This is a genomic window from Nocardiopsis nanhaiensis (assembly GCF_054778635.1).
Genome location: NZ_BAAGZJ010000047.1, coordinates 1 through 20393, shown reverse-complemented (window position 1 = coordinate 20393; position 20393 = coordinate 1). Strand labels below are relative to the sequence as shown.

General features: G+C 70.3%; 16 protein-coding genes. 6 read left to right on the top strand and 10 right to left on the bottom strand.

Annotation, left to right across the window (positions count from 1 at the left end; all coding sequences use genetic code 11):
* Positions 1–6: 6 nt before the first annotated feature.
* Both ahcY (ACYVD1_RS21255) and ahcY (ACYVD1_RS21250) read right to left on the bottom strand, forming a co-directional pair.
* Positions 7–1269: an adenosylhomocysteinase gene (gene ahcY / locus ACYVD1_RS21255; protein ID WP_460775637.1), complete on the bottom strand. Its 1263-nt coding sequence runs from the start codon at positions 1267–1269 to the stop codon at positions 7–9.
* Positions 1270–1303: 34 nt separating this feature from the next.
* Positions 1304–2740 carry an adenosylhomocysteinase gene (ahcY, locus tag ACYVD1_RS21250; protein WP_460775634.1) on the bottom strand — a complete coding sequence of 479 codons (1437 nt, stop codon included), beginning with the start codon at positions 2738–2740 and terminating at the stop codon, positions 1304–1306.
* 129 nt (positions 2741–2869) lie between these two features.
* Here ahcY (ACYVD1_RS21250) and ACYVD1_RS21245 point away from each other — a divergent pair, with 129 nt between their 5' ends.
* Both ACYVD1_RS21245 and ACYVD1_RS21240 read left to right on the top strand, forming a co-directional pair.
* Positions 2870–3316, top strand: a complete 447-nt coding sequence (locus ACYVD1_RS21245) for a MerR family transcriptional regulator (RefSeq protein WP_460775632.1) — start codon at positions 2870–2872, stop codon at positions 3314–3316.
* Positions 3317–3398: 82 nt separating this feature from the next.
* Entirely contained in the window at positions 3399–4550 is a 1152-nt protein-coding gene (locus tag ACYVD1_RS21240; RefSeq protein ID WP_460775629.1) for a hypothetical protein, read from the top strand.
* A gap of 30 nt (positions 4551–4580) precedes the next feature.
* On the opposite strand, the gene ACYVD1_RS21235 is transcribed toward ACYVD1_RS21240, so the two are convergent.
* From ACYVD1_RS21235 to ACYVD1_RS21220, 4 genes are all read right to left on the bottom strand, one after another.
* Entirely contained in the window at positions 4581–5987 is a 1407-nt protein-coding gene (locus tag ACYVD1_RS21235) for a serine/threonine-protein kinase (RefSeq protein WP_460775627.1), read from the bottom strand.
* 181 nt (positions 5988–6168) lie between these two features.
* On the bottom strand, positions 6169–6345 hold the full coding sequence (locus tag ACYVD1_RS21230; RefSeq protein WP_460752673.1) for a Trm112 family protein: 177 nt from the start codon (positions 6343–6345) through the stop codon (positions 6169–6171).
* A 46-nt stretch (positions 6346–6391) separates the two neighbouring features.
* Positions 6392–7744, bottom strand: coding sequence for a phosphomannomutase/phosphoglucomutase (locus tag ACYVD1_RS21225; protein ID WP_460775625.1), 1353 nt, complete (start codon positions 7742–7744; stop codon positions 6392–6394).
* Between the two features lie 144 nt (positions 7745–7888).
* Entirely contained in the window at positions 7889–8290 is a 402-nt protein-coding gene (locus tag ACYVD1_RS21220; RefSeq protein WP_460752666.1) for a DUF3499 domain-containing protein, read from the bottom strand.
* A 222-nt stretch (positions 8291–8512) separates the two neighbouring features.
* Between ACYVD1_RS21220 and ACYVD1_RS21215 the strand changes: the two genes are divergently transcribed.
* A complete protein-coding gene (locus ACYVD1_RS21215) occupies positions 8513–8908 on the top strand; it encodes a metallopeptidase family protein (RefSeq protein ID WP_460752663.1) in 396 nt (131 codons plus the stop codon).
* 42 nt (positions 8909–8950) lie between these two features.
* Here the strand turns inward: ACYVD1_RS21215 and ACYVD1_RS21210 are convergent, their stop codons facing one another.
* The 4 genes from ACYVD1_RS21210 to ACYVD1_RS21195 form a co-directional block, all read right to left on the bottom strand.
* The gene (locus ACYVD1_RS21210; RefSeq protein ID WP_460775623.1) at positions 8951–10666 is read right to left on the bottom strand and encodes a DUF5719 family protein; all 1716 of its coding nucleotides are present in this window, start codon (positions 10664–10666) and stop codon (positions 8951–8953) included.
* Between the two features lie 3 nt (positions 10667–10669).
* Positions 10670–14050, bottom strand: coding sequence for a glycosyltransferase family 2 protein (locus tag ACYVD1_RS21205; protein WP_460775621.1), 3381 nt, complete (start codon positions 14048–14050; stop codon positions 10670–10672).
* Between the two features lie 305 nt (positions 14051–14355).
* Positions 14356–14643, bottom strand: a complete 288-nt coding sequence (locus ACYVD1_RS21200) for a WhiB family transcriptional regulator (protein ID WP_014908913.1) — start codon at positions 14641–14643, stop codon at positions 14356–14358.
* Between the two features lie 240 nt (positions 14644–14883).
* Entirely contained in the window at positions 14884–16083 is a 1200-nt protein-coding gene (locus ACYVD1_RS21195) for an energy-coupling factor transporter transmembrane component T family protein (RefSeq protein WP_460775619.1), read from the bottom strand.
* A gap of 249 nt (positions 16084–16332) precedes the next feature.
* On the opposite strand from ACYVD1_RS21195, the gene cofD reads away from it, so the two are divergent.
* From cofD to ACYVD1_RS21180, 3 genes are all read left to right on the top strand, one after another.
* Positions 16333–17322 carry a 2-phospho-L-lactate transferase gene (gene cofD / locus ACYVD1_RS21190; protein ID WP_460775617.1) on the top strand — a complete coding sequence of 330 codons (990 nt, stop codon included), beginning with the start codon at positions 16333–16335 and terminating at the stop codon, positions 17320–17322.
* Complete coding sequence (locus ACYVD1_RS21185; protein WP_460775614.1) at positions 17319–18614, top strand: coenzyme F420-0:L-glutamate ligase; 1296 nt, start codon at positions 17319–17321, stop codon at positions 18612–18614. The genes cofD and ACYVD1_RS21185 overlap by 4 nt, the downstream gene beginning before the upstream one ends.
* Before the next feature lie 110 nt (positions 18615–18724).
* A complete protein-coding gene (locus ACYVD1_RS21180; protein WP_460775611.1) occupies positions 18725–20317 on the top strand; it encodes a Na+/H+ antiporter in 1593 nt (530 codons plus the stop codon).
* The last annotated feature ends 76 nt before the right edge of the window (positions 20318–20393 follow it).

Here is a 20393-nt window from a genome sequence, read left to right as displayed (position 1 = left end):
ACCCGCTCAGGCGTGCCAGGAGTTCAGGTAGACCTTCTGGTCCGCGGTGAGTACGTCGATCCCCACACCCATGGAGGCGAGTTCGAGCCGGGCCACCTCGTTGTCGGTCTCCTCGGGCACGTCGACCACCCCCGGTTCGAGTTCCGTGTGCGCCTTGGCCAGCCATTCCGCGGTGAGCGCCTGCACGGCGAACGACATGTCCATGACGGCCGCGGGATGGCCCTCGGCGGCGCCCAGGTTGACCAGGCGCCCCTCGGACAGCAGGAGGAGGCGGCGCCCGTCGGCGAACACGTACTCGTCCGCGTGCTCGCGCACGCCGTGTTTGACCTCCACCGCCAGTGTGTCCAGTGCGTTCAGGTCGATTTCGAGGTCGAAGTGGCCCGAGTTGGCGAGGATCGCGCCGTCCCGCATCTCGGCCAGGTGTTCTCGTCGGATCACGTCGCGGTTGCCGGTGGCGGTGACGAAGACGTCCCCGACCGGCGCGGCGGTGTCCATGGTCGCGACCGTGTACCCCTGCATCACGGCGTCCAGCGCCTTGACCGGGTCCACCTCGGTGACAACCACGTTCGAGCCCATGCCACGGAACCGTTCCGCCAGGCCGCGCCCGCAGTAGCCGAACCCGGCCACCACGACCGTCCGCCCGGCGAGGAGGGTGTTCGTGGCGCGCAGGACACCGTCCACGGTGGACTGCCCGGTGCCGTAGCGGTTGTCGAACATCCGCTTGGTACGGGTGTCGTTGACCGCGACCATCGGCAGCCGCAGCTCCCCCTCCGCGCTCATCCTGCGCAGCCGGATGACCCCGGTGGTGGTCTGCTCGCAGCCGCCTAGGAGGTCGCGCAGGAGTTCGGGGCGGTCGCCGTGCACCGTGTTGACCAGGTCGCACCCGTCATCGAGCAGCAGCTGCGGACGGGCTTCCAGGACCGTGATCAGGTTGCGGTCGTAGGAGGCAGTGTCCATACCGGCCCAGGCGTGTACCGCCACCCCGTACTCGGTGACCAGCGCGGCGGCGGTGTCGTCCTGTGTGGACAGCGGGTTGGACGCGGCGAGCCACACCTCGGCCCCGCCCGCGCGCAGGGCGCGGATCAGGTTCGCGGTCTCGGCGGTCACGTGCAGGCATGCGGCCACCCGCAGCCCGTCCAGCGGCCGTTCGGTGGCGAAGCGCTCGCGGACGCTGCGCAGGACGGGCATGGCGCGCTCGGCCCATGCGAGGCGGCGGACCCCGGCCTGCGCCAGGCCGAGGTCCGCCACCTCGTGTGAGGGGAGTGTCATCTGTGGAAGGACTCGCCCTTGATAGCGGTGGTGGTTAGTAGCGGTAGTGGTCGGGCTTGTACGGGCCCGCCACGTCGACACCGATGTAGGCGGCCTGCTCCTTGGTGAGCTCGGTCAGCTTGACGCCGAGCGCGTCCAGGTGCAGACGCGCGACCTTCTCGTCCAGGAGCTTCGGCAGCGTGTACACCTCGGTGGGGTACTCCTCCTGCTTGGTGAACAGCTCGATCTGCGCGATGACCTGGTTGGTGAAGCTGTTGGACATCACGAAGCTCGGGTGGCCGGTGGCGTTGCCCAGGTTGAGCAGGCGGCCCTCGGAGAGCACCAGAACGGACTTGCCGTTCTCGAAGGTCCACTCGTGGACCTGCGGCTTGATCTCCTTCTTCTTGATGCCGGGGATCTTCGCCAGGCCGGCCATGTCGATCTCGTTGTCGAAGTGGCCGACGTTGCCGACGATCGCCTGGTGCTTCATGCGCGCGATCTGGTCGGCCATGATCACGTTGAAGTTGCCGGTGGTGGTGATGAAGATGTCGGCCGTGTCCAGCGTGTCCTCGAGGGTGGCGACCTCGTAGCCGTCCATGGCCGCCTGGAGGGCGTTGATCGGGTCGATCTCGGTGACGATCACACGGGCGCCCTGGCCGCGCAGCGAGTCCGCCGAACCCTTGCCGACGTCGCCGTAGCCGCAGATCACGGCGACCTTGCCGCCGATGAGGACGTCGGTGGCGCGCATGATGCCGTCCGGCAGCGAGTGGCGGATGCCGTACTTGTTGTCGAACTTGCTCTTGGTGACCGAGTCGTTGACGTTGATCGCCGGGAAGGACAGGCTGCCGTCACGCTGCATCTCGTACAGGCGGAGCACACCGGTGGTGGTCTCCTCTGTGACGCCCTTGATGCCCTGGGCGATCTTGGTCCACTTGCCGGAGTCCTTCTTCAGGCTCTCCTGGAGCAGGGTCAGGACGACCTCGAACTCCTCGCTGTCAGCGGTGGAGGGGTTCGGGACCGCACCGGCCTTCTCGAAGTCGGCGCCCTTGTGGACGAGCATGGTGGCGTCGCCGCCGTCGTCGAGGATCATGTTGGGACCCTCGGCGCCGGGCCAGGTCAGCGCCTGCTCCGTGCACCACCAGTACTCCTCCAGCGTCTCGCCCTTCCAGGCGAAGACCGGGACGCCCTTGGGGTCGTCCACGGTGCCGTCGGGGCCGACCACGGCGGCGGCCGCGGCGTGGTCCTGGGTGGAGAAGATGTTGCAGCTCACCCAGCGCACCTCGGCGCCCAGGGCGACGAGGGTCTCGATGAGGACGGCTGTCTGTACGGTCATGTGCAGCGAGCCCATGATGCGGGCGCCCGCGAGGGGCTTGCTCTCCCCGTACTCGGCCCGAGTGGCCATGAGGCCGGGCATCTCGTGCTCGGCGAGACGGATCTCGTCACGGCCGAACTCAGCGAGGGAGAGATCGGCGACCTTGAAGTCGAAAGCCATGCGTTCCTCAATCGTCTGGTCGTGGTTGCGAGACCACTCTAGGCCCGCGGCCGCCGATCGAGCACAAAGCTCACACTGGGGTGTCAGATTTACGCGAATCGGCCTCGAAGATGCCTTAGAGTCGCCTGCATGGCCGCCCGCGACGACGACCCAACGCCGACCGCACCCGACCCGTTCCCGGTCCCCATCTCCGCGGCCGCTGAGCGCGTCGGCAGCACCGCGCGCATGCTGCGCTACCGCGAGGGCCTCGGTCTGCTCCCCCGCACACAGGAACTGCCCACGGGCCGCGGCCACCGGCACCGCCGCTTCACCGAGGAGGACGTGCGCACCATAGAGGGCGGACTCGAGCTGGAGCGCGAGTTCGACATCCCTCCCGCAGCCCTGGCCTTCGCCCTCAGGGTGCTGGCCGAACCGGACGTGCTGGCGCGCGTCCGTGCGCACGGTGAGCGCCTGGGCCGACTGGCCGCGGCACCCACCCGGGCCTTGGACTTCGAGAAGGAGAAGGCGATGCGCCTACTCCACGCGCGCCGCCCGGGCAACACGACCACCGGGACGCCCACGAAGCACTCTGGTTGACCCAGGGCAGCGGCCGTCACCGGACACCCAGACCAACCGTTCGGCATGTTTTGGCAAACAGCCCACGGGCTACGGAGACACCGTGGACAGCCAACTCGGCGGCGCGGTCTGGGAGTCTTTTCCCGGGCGCGTGCGCGAAGACCTCAGGGACGTCGACCGCCTGCGGGCGGTCTGGGCCAAGCAGCGCCAAGGCCAGCCCTTGGACGTGCACGGAGCCGCGCGGCGCGCGCTGACGCACGAACGCGTCCGGGAATGGGGCGGTGGCGCCGAGCTCACCGAACTGCTGCTCGCCGACCCTTCCGTGTCCGAACCGCTGACCGCTCAGCACATCGCCGAACTCGCGGGGGCGTCCGCTGAGCTGCCTGAGGACTACCCCCTGCGCCCGGCTGTCGCACCCCTGTCCTTGGAACACGCCGGTGTCCTCGCCCGAGCCGCCGCGATCCCCGCCCATCCGGTGGTGCGCGCCGCGCACACCTACGCCGAGTGCGCGCGCCTGATGGCGGAGCCTGACGAGGACGAGCCGAACGAGTCGGATCCACCCCGGGCGCTGCCGTGGGTACTGGCCTCGCGGGTCCTGCAGCGCGCCGACTTCCCACCGCTGCTGCTCGACCGGCGCATGCCGCCCCCCGAGCCGTGTAGCAAGCAGGATCCCGCTGACCAGCTAGCCACACTGGTCTCACACCTCGCGCGCCTGGTCACGGGTGCCCTGCGCGGCGAACTCGGCTGGAGCGCGGAATCGGGGCCCGGACCGAGTGTGCCGGTCCCGCCGCTGGCGGCGGTGACGCGCCGCCGGGTCCTGGAGTACGTGCGCTCCCGGCGCGACCCGGTCGCTCTCATCCTGCGTGCTCTGGACCCCGAGGCGAGTGCCACCGTCTCCTCGGGTGACGACAGCGGCCCGGTCGCGGGTCCGCCGAGACCGCGGCCTGCGGAACCTGCACTGTTGACGCCGGGTGCCGCCCACTGGTGGACCTGCCTGGAGCTGGTCGTGGGCGAGGCCTCGCTGTGCTTGTACGTGGTGGTGCAGGACGTGGGAAGCCCGCCCTCGGGGGTGCTGGCGGTGACCGCGGACGCGTGCCTGGCCACCCCGGATGGGGTTCGGGACGCGTTGGAGATGCCCAGGACCGACAGCGTCACGGTGATGCCTACGGACTGCGTGGACGACCGCTGGCCGCAGGTACGCGACCTGGTCGACGAGGCGGTGTCGCGTTCCATGAACGAGCTCACCCGGGTCTGACGCCCCGCGCCCGCACCCGTTACGGGCCGCTCAGCCGCCGATCCACAGGATCAGCAGGAGCAGCAGCAGGATGATAATGGTGATCAGTACCGCGGGGATCACCCAGCCCTGTTGGAGGACGGAGTCCTGGTTGTCCGGCTGCGGGTACCGCGAGCCGGGGGCGAAGGTCTGGTTGGGCTTCATCCCGCCGGTCATCATCGGGTTGCCGCCCTGGTGCATGCCGTGCTGCGGGTATCCCGGCATTCCCGGCCGCGGGTTCGACGTGCCCGGCTGCGCCCCGAAACCGCCGTGCCGCGGGTCGGAGCTCATCGGGTGCCCCATCTGGCCCGGCCGCGGGTTGGAGACACCGGGGTTGACCATGGGGTTGGCGGCGCCGGGGTAGCCCATCGGGTTCGGGTGAGAGGTCCCCGGGGCGCCGTAGGGGTTCGGGTTCGAGATCCCGGGGCCCTGGCCCAGGCGCGGATCCGAGACCCCCGGCGGGTAGCCCATCCCGGGTTGGGCGCCGGTGGGCGGGTGCTGTGGGGCCTGCGGCTGTACCGGCGGGAGCTGGTTGCCGTTGAGCAGACCGGTCTGGGCGACCTGCTCGCCCTGCTTCAGCGCGTCCGCGGTGTCGGAGGAGTCGTCCGGTCCGTCGTGGCCCAGCAGCCGCATAAGCAGTGTCTGGGCGTTGGGCCGCTTGGCAGCGTCTTTGTCCAGGCACGACTGGATGATCGGGTGCAGCGTGTCGTCGATGCCCTCCAAGTCCGGCGGTGCGCTGACCACGCGGTGCACCACGGCCGGAACAGTGTCGGAACCGAAGGGCGCGCGGCCGGTGGAGGCGAAGGCCATCACACAGCCCCACGCGAAGATGTCGCACTTGTCGGTGATCCCGCGCCCCTCGATCTGCTCGGGCGCCATGTAGGAGGGCGTGCCGACGATCGAGTTCGTCATGGTGGCGGTGCCGTCGTCGACGCGGGCGATACCGAAGTCGATCACGCGCGGCCCGTCCGGGCCGAGCAACACGTTGCCGGGCTTGAAGTCGCGGTGGACGATCCCCGCCTTGTGGATGGCCACGAGCGCCGTCGCGGTGGAGACGGCCAGCCGCTGGAGCGAGGACCCCCGCACCACGCTGCCCTTGGCGACGGTCTCCTGGAGGTCCTTGCCCGGCACGAACTCGCTGACCACGTAGGGCGGGTCCCCGTCGAGCTGTGCGTCGATGATCGCGGCGGTGCAGAAAGAGGCGACCTTCTGGGCGGCGCGGACCTCCTTCTCGAACCGCTTGCGCAGGTCGGCGTCCTCGGACCACTGGTCGTTGAGGACCTTGACCGCGTACTCCTCGCCGTCCTGGTCCTCAGCGAGGTACACGATCCCCTGGCCACCCTTCCCGAGGCGTCCAGTCACGCTGTAGTCGCCGAACGCGGAGGGGTCGCTCGGCAGTAGCGATTCGGGACCGGGCATCGAAGTCCTCCAGGGAGGTCGTCATGAGCGGGGGCGCGCACAACCAGGGTACGGGTACGGGTCGCCGGGTATGCCGCGTGCGGCCCACGGCACCCGAAAGGGCGCCCCTTACCCCGGCGTATCCCTTATGACTACCGGAACCGGCAGAACGTTCCGTCCCGCCTCGAACCTTTTTGGTTCCTCAACCGATCTTGCGTGCCTCGTCGACCAGCAGGACCGGGATACCGTCCCGGATCGGGTAGGCCAGTCCGCTCTCGTCGCAGACCAGCTCGTCGGTCTCGGAGTCGTGGCGCAGCGGCGCTTGGCTCTGCGGGCAGGCCAGGATCTCCAGCAGCCAGCCATCGATCTTCGTGCTCATGGTTCTCGTTCCTCGTGTGATGGCCCGGTCGGGAGCGGGACCGCGTCTAGCTTCGGACGATGTCCAGGACTTCGTCGCACAGGCGTGCGACGGCGGCGTCGTCGGCGGCCTCCACGTTGAGCCGCAGCAGCGGTTCGGTGTTGGAGGCCCGCAGGTTGAACCACGCCCCGTCGGGCAGGGAGACGCTCAGTCCGTCGAGTTCGTCGACGGTGGCCCCGTCCCTGGCCTCAAACGCCCCGCGCACCGCAGCCATGCGCCCGGAGGCGTCGGCGACCTTGGAGTTGACCTCGCCCGAGGCCGCGTACCGGGAGTACTCCTCCGTGATCTCCGACAGCGGACGGTCGTCCTTGCCCAGGACCCGGAGGACGTGCATGGCCGCGAGCATACCCGTGTCGGCCTTCCAGAAGTCCCGGAAGTAGTAGTGGGCGGAGTGCTCTCCACCGAAGATCGCGCCGGTCTCAGCCATCGTCGCCTTGATGTAGGAGTGGCCGACCCGCGTGCGGACGGGGTTCCCGCCCCGTTCCGCGACGATCTCCGGAACCGCGGCGGACGTGATGAGGTTGTGGATGACCGCGGCGCCGGGTTCGCGCTTGAGCTCCTCCGAGGCGACCAGGGCGGTGACGGCGGAGGGCGAGACGGGGTCGCCCTTTTCGTCGATGACGAAGCAGCGGTCGGCGTCGCCGTCGAAGGCGAGGCCGATGTCGGCGCCGGTCTCGCGCACCCTGGCCTGGAGGTCGACCAGGTTGTCCGGGTCCAAGGGGTTGGCCGGGTGGTTGGGGAAGGTGCCGTCGAGTTCGAAGTAGAGGGGGACGACGTCCAGCGGCAGGCCCTGTTCCAGGACGGCGGGGACGGTGTGGCCGCCCATGCCGTTGCCCGCGTCCACCGCGACCTTCAGGGGGCGCACCTCGGAGAGGTCGACGAGGCCGCGCAGGTAGTCCGCGTAACCGGGCAGCAGGTCCTTCTCCGAGACCGCGCCCTTGGGCCCGTCGAAGTCCGGAACACCCTGCTCGGCCAGGGCGCGGATCTCGTCCAGGCCGGTCTCGGCGCTGATCGGCGCGGCCCCGGCCCGGCACATCTTGATGCCGTTGTACTCGGCGGGGTTGTGGCTGGCGGTGAACATCGCGCCGGGCAGGTCGAGGGAGCCCGAGCCGTAGTAGAGGAGGTCGGTCGAGCCGAGCCCGGAGAAGACCACGTCCACGCCCTGGCCGGTGACGCCGTCGCCGAAGGCCCGGGCGAGTTCGGGTGAGGAAGGACGCATGTCGTGCGCGACCACGACGGCGGGGCCGCCGACGACGCGGGCGAAGGCCGCGCCGATCGCCCGTGCGATGTCGGCGTTGAAGGTATCCGGAATCACGCCTCGCACGTCGTATGCCTTGAAGATGCTTCCGAGGTCAGCCACGTCTGCTCCGGCCAGGTCGGTTCTGCCGTGAATTCGGTCCAGCGCCCGGTCTCCCGCGCGCCGTACAAAACTAGCAAGCGGTGTGCGGGGTTCCCGACGGGCACTGCCCGGGGCGGCCGCAGGGACCGGCTGGAGCCGATCGGATCAGCCGTTGGGGTAACGGGGCGGACGCTGGTTGTCCCGGTCGGACTTGACCACCCGGAGGTGGCCGCGGCGCATGGTCTCCTGCCCCTCGCCCACGGGTTCCCCAGGGGACGGCTCTTGGCGCGCTGGCGGCCTTGCCGCCTCACGTACGGCGTCGGCGAGCGCTTCCAGGTCATCACTGCCGGGCCCACCGCCCGACGTCTCAACCGGAAGCCTGACGACCTCCCAACCACGCGGCGCGGTCAGTCTCTCCGCATGCATGGCGCACAGGTCGTAGCAGTGCGGTTCCACGTAAGCGGCGAGCGGACCGAGAACGGCCGTGGAGTCGGCGTAGACGTACGTGAGCGTGAATACGGCGGGCTGCCTGCACGCGGTGCGGGAACAGCGTCGAACATGGCTCACAGCGTTTGACTGTATGCCTTTACCGAGGGACACGCCAGCATCGTCCCATGACCTGCACGGTTTTGGGCACGCGTTCTTGACCCGGGCAGGCCCTCCCGGCTCCGGACCGGTTGGACCGGGCGTCCCGCGTTTCCAGGGCCGCCAGGACTACGCGCGGGCCCCGTCATGGCTTAGTCTCAAAGTGTGCGACGAGTGCGCCTTTCCAGTGGCCAACCAGACCGAGTGCGGCGCCGGGACCGCCGCGGCCGAGGCATCCGCGGTCCTCTCGTGCCCTCTGACCTGCCCGTTTACCGAAGCCGAGCGCAGGCCTTCGACGACCTTGTCCTGGACGCCGTCGAACGCCTCGAACGGCTGTGGGCGCGTGAGCTGGCGAACGTCGACTTCCTCGTGGAGGACGTTCCCCCGGTCCCGCCTCACGGAGACCTGTCCGAGACGATCCCCTTCTCCCGTTTGGAGACCGATCCCGCGGGCCGGGCGCGGATCATCCTCTACCGGCGGCCGGTGGAGATCCGGACGAAGGACCCCGAGGAGATGGCCCTCCTCGTCCACGAGACCGTGGTCGAAGAGGTCGCCAACCTCCTCGGAGTGGAACCGGAGTCGGTCGACCCGGAGGGGTGACCCCCGGGCCGCACACGCTCCGGTGCCGGGACGCCCGAGGCCTCAGGGCACCACACCGGTCATGCTGTCACGCACGACCGGCAGTTCGACCTGCACCGGCGCGGGGCGGACCGGCATGACGCTCATCCCGTCGTCCGAGCGCAGCACGCGGGCGACGTACACCGGCCCGGAACCGTCCAGCAGTTCCAGGCGTACCGCGTAGCCGTCCTCGGGATCCACCCCGGAGGGCGCCCCCCACCCGTCGGTGTCGGTTCCGAACACGTGGGTGGTCCCCGAAGCCACCTCCGTGCGCACGGCGTCGCCCATGCTGCCGTCGGCCGCGATGGGGGTGGCCACGACATTGGCGTCACCGTCCAGAGCGCCCAGGACCACCTCCACGTCGACGTCCTCCGGCATGTCCGGGATGACGGCGGTGGTGTCCAGCGGCCCTTCCATCGGGTCCACGGCGGCCGTGTAGGCCGCTTCGTCGCCGTCCTCCGCGATCACCCCGGCGACCACGGGCGCGTCCGCCTCGACGACGACGGTCCCGGGCAGCCCGCCCAGAACGCTCTCCAGGGTCAGCCAGGCGGAAGCGGCGGGCGGGACCTGCAGAACCATCGGGTCCTCAGCGGTGCCCGCCCCGTCGCCGCGGTCGTCGCCGTTGCCGTCATCCTCGTCCTCGGACACCTCCCCCTCGGTGGTGACCACGTGGACGCGCACCTCGACGGGGTCGTCACCCGGGGCGGCCACGATCAGACGACGGGTGCCATCACCCTCGGGCACACCCGGGATGACGTGTTCCTCGTCCGGTCCGCTGGTGGGCGTGACCCAGTCGCCGGATCCCCCGGGGTGCTCGGCGAGCAGTGCGGCGGACACCCGGCCCGTGCTGGTGCGCACGTGGACACCGATCGAGCTGGTGTTCTGGATGAGTTCGGTGACGTCGAGCTCGGTCGATTCCCCGGCGGCCAGGTGGACTCCCCTGCTCTCCGGCGAGTAGGAGGGCCCCTCCGCGGTGTAGATGTCGACACTGGCCGTCGCCCGGAAGTCCTCCGGGTTGGTCAGGTGCACGGTGAGGGTGTCGATGTCGACACCGTCAGGGTCGTTGGCCCCGGGCAGGGCGAACCACGTTCCGATCGACGGCTCAGCGCAGCGGACCTCAGTGATGCCGTCGGAGGAGACTGTGGTCTGTGCGGCGTCCAGGCCGGTCGCCAGGACGCCCTCGGCGTGCAGTGCAGTGGGCAGCTCGGCGTCGCCCGTGTCGGTCCGCCAGACCCGGCCCGGCTCGGTCAGCTCCTCGCCGAGGAGTTCTCCGCGCTCACCCGGTTCTCCCGCGGTTCCGGGGCTCGGGGCCGGGCTCGCCGCCTCTGAGCCGTTCCCGCCGTCCTCCTCGCCGTCGTTGTCGTCGTCGCCGCCGTCGTCGTCCTCGCCGTTGTCGTCGCCGCCGTCGTCGTCCTCGCCGTTGTCGTCGTCCTCCTCGCCGTTGTCGTCGTTGTCGTCGTCCTCCGGCGCCTCAGCCGCCGGGACCGCCCACAGCGCGCCCTCGTCGTCGCGGCTGACGCGGGGCGCGAAAGCGGCCACGGAACTCTCGGCACCGTCGTCGGACGACTCGTGCGGGGCCGGGCAGACCCTTGAGGTGAGCTCCGGACGGACGGTGCCGGGCTCGGACACCCCGAGCTCGGGGCTGATCGGCCGGATCGCGAACGCGACCCCGAACAGGGCGAGCAGGGCCAGTGCGACCAGCCCGAACAGTGCGAAACGGTTCTCCACGATGAGTCGCACGACCTACTCCTCCCGCTCGTTGTCGTCGGTGCCGTTGCCCTCGTCCCGGGGTTCCCTGGCCGAGCCCGCACGGCGCCGGCCACCGGCCCTCCGGGCCCCGGACCGCCTGGTGCCGCGGCCCGACCGGCGGCGCACGACGGGGATGGATCCCGTCGTGGTCGGTTCCGGTTCGCCCTCCGGGCCCTCCTCGCCGTCATCGAGCGCCACGCCGTCCGATGCGTCCTCGTCCCCGGATGCGGCCAGCGGTCCGCTGCGCGGGCGCTGGGGCCTCGGCACCGGGGTGTCGGCGATGAGCCTGCGCTCCTCCTCCGTACGTACGCCCGGGGCTGCGAGCACCGCGACCACCAACAGCATGAGGCCCTGAGTGGCCACCCAAGCGGTGTGCACGATGTCCGTGTGCCAGACCCTCAGCTCACCGCCTTCCACCGACAGGTCCCAGGCCTGGGTCCCGTTCTCCGTGCCCACCGGGGGCAGCTCGGCGCCGTCGAGGGTGGCTCGCCAGCCGCCGTCGGCGGGCTCGGCCAGCGCGAGTCGGCGCCCGGTATGGCCCTCCTCGACCTCGGCCTGGAGGGCGTCGGCGGATCCCTCCACCTGGAGCGCCTCGCCCTCCAGGCCGTTCTCGGGGACCACGCGCAGGGCTCCGGTGGATTCGACGACGCGCCAGAGCCCGTAGTGGGCCGACAGCGACTGCCGTCCCAGGCCGGGGGTGCCGTCGAGGGTGTCGACCATGGTGGCGTCGGAGGGGGCACCCAAGTCCGGGCGCGGGTAGAGCACGTACTGGATGCCGTAGTCGAGCAGCGCGACGAGCTGGTCGCCTCCCTGTCCCCCTACGAGTTCGGCGACGGCCCGGTCCACGGCATCGCGGCTCTCGCGCTCGGGGACGATGCGCTCTTCGCCCAGGCGGGGTTCGCGGCCGCGCACCACTACGTAGTCGACGCTGCCGTCCTCGGCGGGGGTGACGATGAGTGTCCGAGGCTCGGTGCCGTCCGCGCTGACGCTCTCCAGGGCCCCAGGGACGGCGGGTGTGGCGTTCGCGGTGACCGGGCCGTCGACGCCCTCCCACATCCACAGGGAGGCCGCCGAGACCGGGGTGAGCAGAGCGAGGGTGGCCACCCCTAGGGCGAAGTACCGCTTCAGCCCCCCGATACGGATCATGTTGCCGAAGGCTCGGGCCGCTGTGGACGCCGTCAGCAGCACTGCCGTGGCGGCGAAGGCCAGCGCCACCCCTGGCCAGACCTGGGCGGGCGGGCCGCCGAAGTACGGCTCGACGACGAGCCTGCTCGTGAGGATGGCGACGAGCATCCCGAACAGGGCCAGGGACCACCCCGCCGCGACCAGCATCCGGTTGCGGAGCAGGAGCAGGGAGCACAGGGCCGCGGCGATGAACCCGGCGGTCACCCAGGCCGGCGGGGTACCCGGCCCCCCGGGGGAGAGCATGAGCAGCTCAGCGGGGGTCGCTCCGGGGTCGGACAGCTCGGGGCTGTGCAGTCCGGCCTCCAGCAGCCACAGGCTCGGGTGCAGGAGCAGCTCGAGTGACCACGGCATGAGCAGGACGATCGGGACGGCCAGGCTGATCGCGATGCTGACGTAGATGCGACGGCCCAGGTGACCGAAGGCGAACGCGACCAGGAGTCCGGTGACCAGGCACAGCAGCCAGACGAGGGGAACGAAGGCGGTGGCCACGGTCAGGGCCAGGCCAAGCCCCCACGCGGCACGACGCGAGGGCCTGGGCGGCATGGCGACCAACCTGACCAGCAGCAGGCCGAGGATCGGGAGCAGGGCGTGGACCAGGGCGGTCCCCAGCCGTCCCTGCGCGACGGCACCGGTGGCCATGGGCAGCAGGGCGTAGGCCCCGGCCATCCACAGGCGTGCCGGACGGTAGCGCAGCACATCGCGGGCGAGCAGGTAGGAGGTGAGGCCGGCCAGCGGGACACAGCCCAGCAGGATGACCATCACCGCGATCCACGGCTTGCCCAACGTGAGTGTGGACAGTAGCGCGAGCAGTCCCACGTAGGGCGGGGCCGGGCCCTCCGAACCGAGACCGCTGTCGGGGTGCCCGGACAGGTAGAGGTTCCACAGGTCCATCGCGTTGCCCGCGACCGGGGGCAGGGCGCCGCCGGCGAGCAGGCCCCCGAAGAACAGGGAGCGTTCGGCGATGATCGTGACCACGGTCAGGCCGAGCACCAACAGGACGCCCGGCTGGAGGACGACCCGGCGGAGGAACGAGGAGGAGTCGTCGTCGGGACCGTCGTCCTCCTCACCCGGAGGAACGGTGACGGCTTGGTGGCGTCCGGCGTTGTCGCCCACCCGTTCGCCGGTGAGGATTCCGGTGACCGCGTCGGCGAACTGCCGCATGGCCACGCCCCTGGCCAGGAACGGACGGATGGCGCTGTACTTGCGGCGGCGGTCTCGGCGGCGCCGGAACCTGGCCCGGGCCAAGCGGAACGGCCGACCGTAGACCAGGGTGATCGCCGCGCCCTCGTCCAACGCGTTGGCCGGCTGTTTGATCAGCAGATACATGATCACGCGCAGCAGCGAGCCCACCGAGTTGCGGAGCAGCGCGAACACCATTCCACCGAAGGGCAGGTTGGCCAGCAGCACGAACACCGCGTGCCTGCGGTCCACCCTGCGGGGGTGGTTGCGCGTGGCGGTGATCTTCCGGCGGCGGCGGGCCGAAGCCTCCGCGTGGTAGGCGATCGCCTCGGTGACCAGGCGCACCCGCAGCCCGGCCCCGCCCACGCGCCAGCAGAAGTCGATGTCGTCCCGGAAGAGCGGAAGCGCCGGGTCGAAGCCTCCGAGGCGCTCCCACACGTCGCGGCGGACCAGCATGCCCGCGCTGGATACGGCGAGGACCTGACGGGTGCCGTCGTGCTGTCCGTGGTCGAACTCCCGCTGTTCCAGGCCGGTCTCGCGCCGGCCGGCACCGTCGATGGTGACGCCGGCCTCGACGAGCAGTCGGCGGTCGAACCAGTCGCGGAGCTTGGGGCCGAGGACGGCGGTTCGCGGGTCCTTGTCGGCGGCGGCCAGCAGCTGTTCGAGGGTGTCCTTCTCCGGGGTGAGGTCGTCGTGGATGAGCCAGATCCACTCCGTGGCGTCCTCGTCGAAGCCCCGCACCTCGGTGGTGGAGCGGGGCAGGTCGAGGGCGGCCTTCACCGCGTCGCCGTAGCCGGTCCGTGCGGGAAGACCGATGACGGCATCGCTCGGAAGGTGTTCGTCGAGGACGTCGGGGCTGCCGTCGGAGCTGCCGGTGTCCGCGGCCACGACCCTTTGGACGGGCCGGGACTGGCCGCGGAGCGCGGACAGGGTTTCCGGCAGCCATCGTGCGCCGTCGTGGGACACGATGACCGCGGTGACGACGTGGCGGGCGGAATCCAGGTCAAGCACGGCTGTGGTGGGTTCTCTCCAAGAGAAGGGGCGGGCCCGTGTGCGGGTCCGGCGTCTGGGCCGACCGGTGCGGCCGGTGGGCGCGTGCGTGCGCCGGGCGGTCGCGGGCGCGAACGCGGGACATCACGATACGCCACCCAGAGTCATTCCGGACCTATTCGGGGCGGGGTGACCCCGGCCGACCATATCGGAGTATTCGGCGGAGGGGACAGGAGCGGCCCAATCCAGCCCAAGGGCCCTAAGGGTGCCGAACATGAAAAAAGCGCGCCCGGGCTCGCAGCCCAGGCGCGCGGCAACGCTTACTCCTAGAGCATGTCCGCCAGGAAATCGAAATCTCCCCCGGCGGCCTTCTTCAGCCTTCGGCGCTCGCGCTCGGAGAGTCCCCCCCAGATACCGAAGCGCTCATCGTGCTCCAGCGCGTACTCCAGGCACTCCGCACGCACCTCGCACGACTGGCAGACCTTCTTGGCCTCCCGTGTCGAGCCGCCCTTCTCGGGGAAGAACGCCTCCGGGTCCGTCTGCGCGCACAGGGCACGCTCCTGCCAGCCCAGATCTTCGTCCGAGCCGTGCGCCAGCGGGATGACCTCGCTCATGCGCACCTCCTGTAGCCCCCCAATAGATGTCCCCGACCCTTTTCGTCCCCCAGGTCGGGCGGAAATCCCACATTGGAATTACACGCGTGCGCGTCACTGTGAGTCAAGCGCCCTGCGTGGTAATCCACTGAATATCATGTAACGAACCTCCAACGGCAGGCCCGCGATGTCCGTTCTGTGGATTACCACGCAATTCACGTACCTTCCGGAGGTGCGGAGAGCGTGGAGCCCCGAGCGCGGTCAGCGCTGGCCGTCGCTGCCGTACCAGTTCTGCTGATTATCGGCTCCACCCTGTCCTTGCTGGTCAGAGCCGTATCCGTACTGGTTTCCGTACGCCCCACCGCTCTGGTCGGACGCCTCAGTACCAGTGTTCTCACCGGAGTTAAAGAATGGTTCAACTCCGGGCTCTGCCGGTGTGTCCTGCGTCTGCTGGGCCTGGTCCTGGTACCAACCGTGCTGAATGGCGTCCTGCGCCTGCTGGTCGGCGGCCGGCTGCTGGGCGTCGTAGGTCTGCGGCGCGTACTGGGCCGGGTCATAGGCTTGGCCGTACTGCTGGCCGTAACCCTGCTGGGCACCGGTGCCGTACTGCTGGCCGTAGGCCTGCTGGCCCTCGTAGCCGTACGCCTGCTGGGCACCAGTGCCGTAGGCCTGCGCCTGCTGCCCCGCGGCGTCCTGGCCGTACTGCTGGCCGTAGGCCTGCTGGCCCTCGTAACCGTACGCCTGCTGGGCACCAGTGCCGTAGGCCTGCTGCGAAGCATCCTGACCGTACGCGGCCTGCTGGCCGTAGGCGTCCTGACCGTAGGCCTGCTGGCCCTCGTAACCGTAGGCCTGCTGGGCACCAGTGCCGTAGGCCTGCTGGGCCGGGTCCGCCGCCGGGTAGCCCGGCTGGGCAAACGACTGTTGGGCACCGGTCGCGGGCGGGAACTGCTGCGGGTTGTACATCTGCTGCGGCTGCGCGCGCTGGACGACCGCGGGGTCGTTGAAGATCTTGATCAGGTAGAAGCCGAAGATGCCGAGCACCGCGCCCTGGGCGGCCCTGCCGAGGAAGCTCGCGAAGGCGAGACCCCCGTCATTGACATCGATGAAGCCGCTGATCACGGCGATCAGCAGGAAGAGCAGGCCGACGCCCACCATGATCATCGCGGTCAGGATCACCGGGAACGCGCTGCGCCGCGCGCGCTCACTGGTGAGCACGAGGGCTACCGCGGCGATCAGCAGCAGAGTGATGTTGAAGCCGAAGAAGGACGACCCGGCCCCGGTCATGGCGCTGGCGAAGCTCCCCCCGGTGTCCGGAGCGAACCGTTCGAACTCCGAGTCGACAGATGGCCCGCTAGAGCCCACGATGACCTGGATGAGGCCGGAGAGCATGGTGACGCCCGCGGCCCCCAACAGGACCCAGGCCCCAGGCAGGCGCAGGCGTTCTAGTGTTTCGTTGTTCAAGAGAGGTTCCCCTCTGCTGCTTCGCCGTCGCGTCGGAGGAAGCTTGGCATATCGTCGGGCTGTCGGGTGAATCGGCTCAGCCGCGCCCAGGGAGGAAAAGGGGGCACCTGGCGCGGGCGCCGATGGGGTGGGATGGCGACCGCCGCCCGATGGTTCGCACACCGTTCGCATCGGCAGCGGTCACGTTGGATCGTACCCACGGCGGGGCAGACGACCCATACACGCCCCCAGCCTGCCAGACTTGGGCGCATGCGGATAGTCGTACCGGCCGGCGGTATCGGCGGCGCACGTTTCCTCCGCGGCCTCAAGGCCGCCCTCGGAACCGACGCGACCCCGGGCCCGGACCAGGCCACAGACCACCAGATCACCGTCATCGGCAACACCGGTGACGACATCACCCTCTTCGGCCTCCGGATCTGCCCCGACCTGGACACCGTGATGTACACCCTCGGCGGTGGGATCAACGAGGAACAGGGCTGGGGCAGGACCGACGAGAGCTTCACGGTCAAGGAGGAGCTCGCGGCCTACGGGATGCAGCCCACCTGGTTCGGACTGGGTGACCGCGACACCGCCACGCACATCGTGCGGGCACAGATGATCGCCGCGGGCTACCCCCTCTCCGAGATCACCAAGGCACTGTGCGACCGCTGGCAGCCGGGTGTGCGGCTCAAGCCCATGACCGACGACCAGGTCGAGACGCACGTGATCGTCAACGACGAGGACGGCCGACGGGCCATCCACTTCCAGGAGTGGTGGATCAAACACCGCGCCGCGCTGCCCGCCGAGCAGATCCTCAGCATCGGCGCCGACAAGGCCAAGCCCGCCCCCGGGGTGATCCGCGCCATCCAGAACGCCGACGCAGTCATCATCCCGCCGTCCAACCCGGTGGTGAGCGTGGGCTCCATCCTCAACATCGAGGGCATCCGGGAGGCCATGGTCGGCAAAACCGTGGTGGGTGTCTCACCGATCATCGGCGGTGCCCCCGTGCGCGGGATGGCCGACGCCTGCCTCAGGGCGATCGGGGTGGAGACCAGCGCCGGAGCGGTCGCCGAACACCTCGGCTCGGACCTGCTGGACGGCTGGCTGGTCGACGAGGCCGACGCCGACACCAAGGCGGACGGGATCGAGGTGCGTTCCCGGCCCCTGTACATGAGCGACGACGACACCACCGAGGCGCTCGCCCAGGCGACCCTGGACCTGGCGGTGGAGCTGTCCGAGCGCAAGGCCGAGGACCGGTGAGCGCCGGGGTGCGGGTGCGCGGGCTCGCCGGGATACCGGAAGTGGGTTCGGGCGACGACCTCGCGGCCCTGATCGCCGACGCCGTGACCGCGTCGGGCGAACCGCTGGGGGACGGGGACGTCCTGGTCGTCACCTCCAAGATCGTCAGCAAGGCCGAGGGCCGCTCCCTGCGTTCGGACCGCGAGGAAGCCATCGACGCGGAGACCGAGCGCGTGGTCGCGCGTATGGGCAGGACCCGGATCGTTCAGACCAGGCAGGGCCTGGTGATGGCGGCGGCCGGGGTCGACGCCTCCAACGTCGAACCCGGCACCGTGCTCCTGCTGCCCGAGGACTCCGACACCTCCGCGCGCGCACTGCGCGCGGGCGTGCGCGAGCGGTTGGGCGTACGCGTGGGAGTGATCGTCTCCGACACGTTCGGCCGCCCCTGGCGGGTGGGCCAGACCGATGTGGCCATCGGAGCGGCCGGACTGCGTGCGGTGGAGGACCTGCGCGGCACCGTCGACACCCACGGCAACCTCATGGAGGCCACGGTCAACGCGGTCGCCGACGAGATCGCGGGCGCGGGTGAGCTGGTCAAGGGCAAGACCGGCGGTGTCCCGGTCGCCGTGGTCTCGGGCCTGGGCGACCTGGTCACCGAGGAGGACGGGCCCGGGGCAGTGGAGCTGGTGCGCCCCGCCGACGCCGACCTGTTCCGCTACGGGTCACGCGACGTGGTCCCGGCCCGCAGGACGGTGCGCTCCTTCACCGACCGTCCGGTCGACCCGGGGCTGGTGCGGCGGGCTGTGGCCACCGCGGTGACGGCGCCCGCCCCGCACCACACGACACCGTGGCGCTTCGTCCTGGTGGAGTCGGCGGACACCCGCAAGCGGTTGCTCGACGCCATGCTCCAGGCCTGGGTGGCCGACCTGCGCGGCGACGGGTTCACCGAGGAGCAGATCGCCAAGCGGACCCGGCGCGGCGACGTGCTGCGCGGTGCCCCGTACCTGGTGGTACCGTTCCTGGCCGCCGACGGAGCCCACCCGTACCCGGACGAGCGCCGCGCCGACGCCGAGCGCTCCATGTTCCTGGTGGCGATGGGCGCCGGAGTGCAGAGCCTGTTGGTGGGCCTGGCCATGGAGGGCCTGGGCTCGGCCTGGATCTCCTCGACCATGTTCTGCGCGGGCGTGGTCCGCGAGGTGCTGGACGTGCCGGAGGATTGGCGCCCGATGGGTGCCGTGGCCGTGGGTTACGCCGCCGAGGCACCCAAGGACCGGGCGCCCCGGGACCCGGACGACTTCGTGGTGGTTCGGTAACCCGTACCGGGGCCGCCGAGGCGGCTGCCCCGGCGGCGCGTCCTCTCCCACCGCCCGTCCCCGCCCCGGCATGCTGGGGCGGGGACGGTTTCGGGAGCGCGGGGGTTCGGGTGTCCGTCGAGGAGTACGTGATCGCCACGCTGGTCGTGGTGATCGCGGTCATCGTGGGGCAGTCGGTCGCCGGGCGGGTCCGGATACCCGGCGCGGTGGTCCTGATGATGCTGGGCATGCTCCTGGGCGTCGTGCCCTGGATGAACTCGCTGTCGGTCACCCCCGAGGTCATCCTCCTGGTGTTCTTGCCACCGCTGATCTACAACGCGGCGTTCTTCTCCTCGCCCAAGGACATGCGCGATCTGATGCGGCCCATCATCATGATGTCGGTGGGGATGACCCTGGCGACCGCGTTCGGGCTGGCCGGCATCGTGTACCTCCTCATGCCGGACGTGGGCTGGCCCGCGGCGATCGCCCTGGGCGCAGCGATCGCGCCGACCGACGCTGTGGCCGCCTCTGCCATCCTCAAGCGCGCGGGGACGCCGCGCCGGGTGCTGACCATCCTGGAGGGTGAGTCCCTCATCAACGACGGGGTGGCCCTGACCCTGTTCAGCTTGGCGGTCACTGCCATGCTGCACCCGCTCACCCCCGGGGACGCCTTCCTGGAGCTGGGCAAGGTGGTCGTGGGCGGACTGCTCTACGGTGCCGTGGTCGCCGTCGCGATCGCCTGGGTGCGCGCCCGGATGCGGGACGCCTCACTCCAGCTGATGACAGCACTGATCACCCCGTTCGTGGCCTACATCCCCGCGGAGATGGCGGGGTTCTCGGGGGTACTGGCCGCCGTGGTGGCCGGTTTCTATTTGGGCACCCGCGGGGAGGGTTTGCTGCCGCCACGGGTTCGGGCGAGCGGGCAGACCATCTGGTCCACACTGGTGAGCCTGCTGGAGGCGATGCTTTTCGTTCTTCTGGGCCTGCAGTTGGACGCGGTGGTGGAGTCCGTGCGGGAGCACTTCGCCTTTCTGAACCTGTTGCTGGTGGCGCTGGCGGTGACCGCGGCCGCCATAGCGCTCCGTATACTGCTGATGCTGCTGGTGTTCCCGGTGCAGCGCTTCCTTCCCGGGATGCGGTTGGACGTGTCCGCGTTCCGGGAACGCGTGGCGATCGGCTGGAGCGGCATGCGCGGTGCGGTGTCCTTGGCGATCGCGCTGTCGCTACCGGCGACCTTGGACGGGGATCCGTTCACCGAGAGGGGCGCTCTCGTCTTCGTCGCCGGTGTGGTGGTGATGGGAACCCTGGTCGGGCAGGGGACGACCCTGCCGTGGCTGCTGCGCAGGCTGGGGCTGACCGACGAGGGGACGCGTCATCAGGAGTACTTGAGGGCCGAGTACGAGATGGACTGCGCGGCGGTGCGCAAGGTCGACGAGATGCTCACCGAGGGCGAGATGGACGGTAAGGCCGCGGACGCCATGCGGGAGCGGTACGCGCGGCGGATCGACGAGCTGAAGGGGCTCCTGAACGCCGGGGACGCGAAGCTGGACCGGGCGCGCGAGGACGTTTCGAGCCGCCGGGCCAGGCTCCAACAGGTCAACCAGGCGCGCAGGGACGCGCTGATGGCGCTGTACCGGTCGGGGGAGATCGACCACGACGTGTTCAAGGCCCTCACTCGGGACATGGACATCAGGGACAGCGGGAGCGGAAAGTACGGCCTCTGAGCGGGGTTCGGAGGATGTGGGGCGGCCGCAACACCATTGTCTTAGGGCGGTCGGGGGGCGGTCGGGGGTGGTCAGG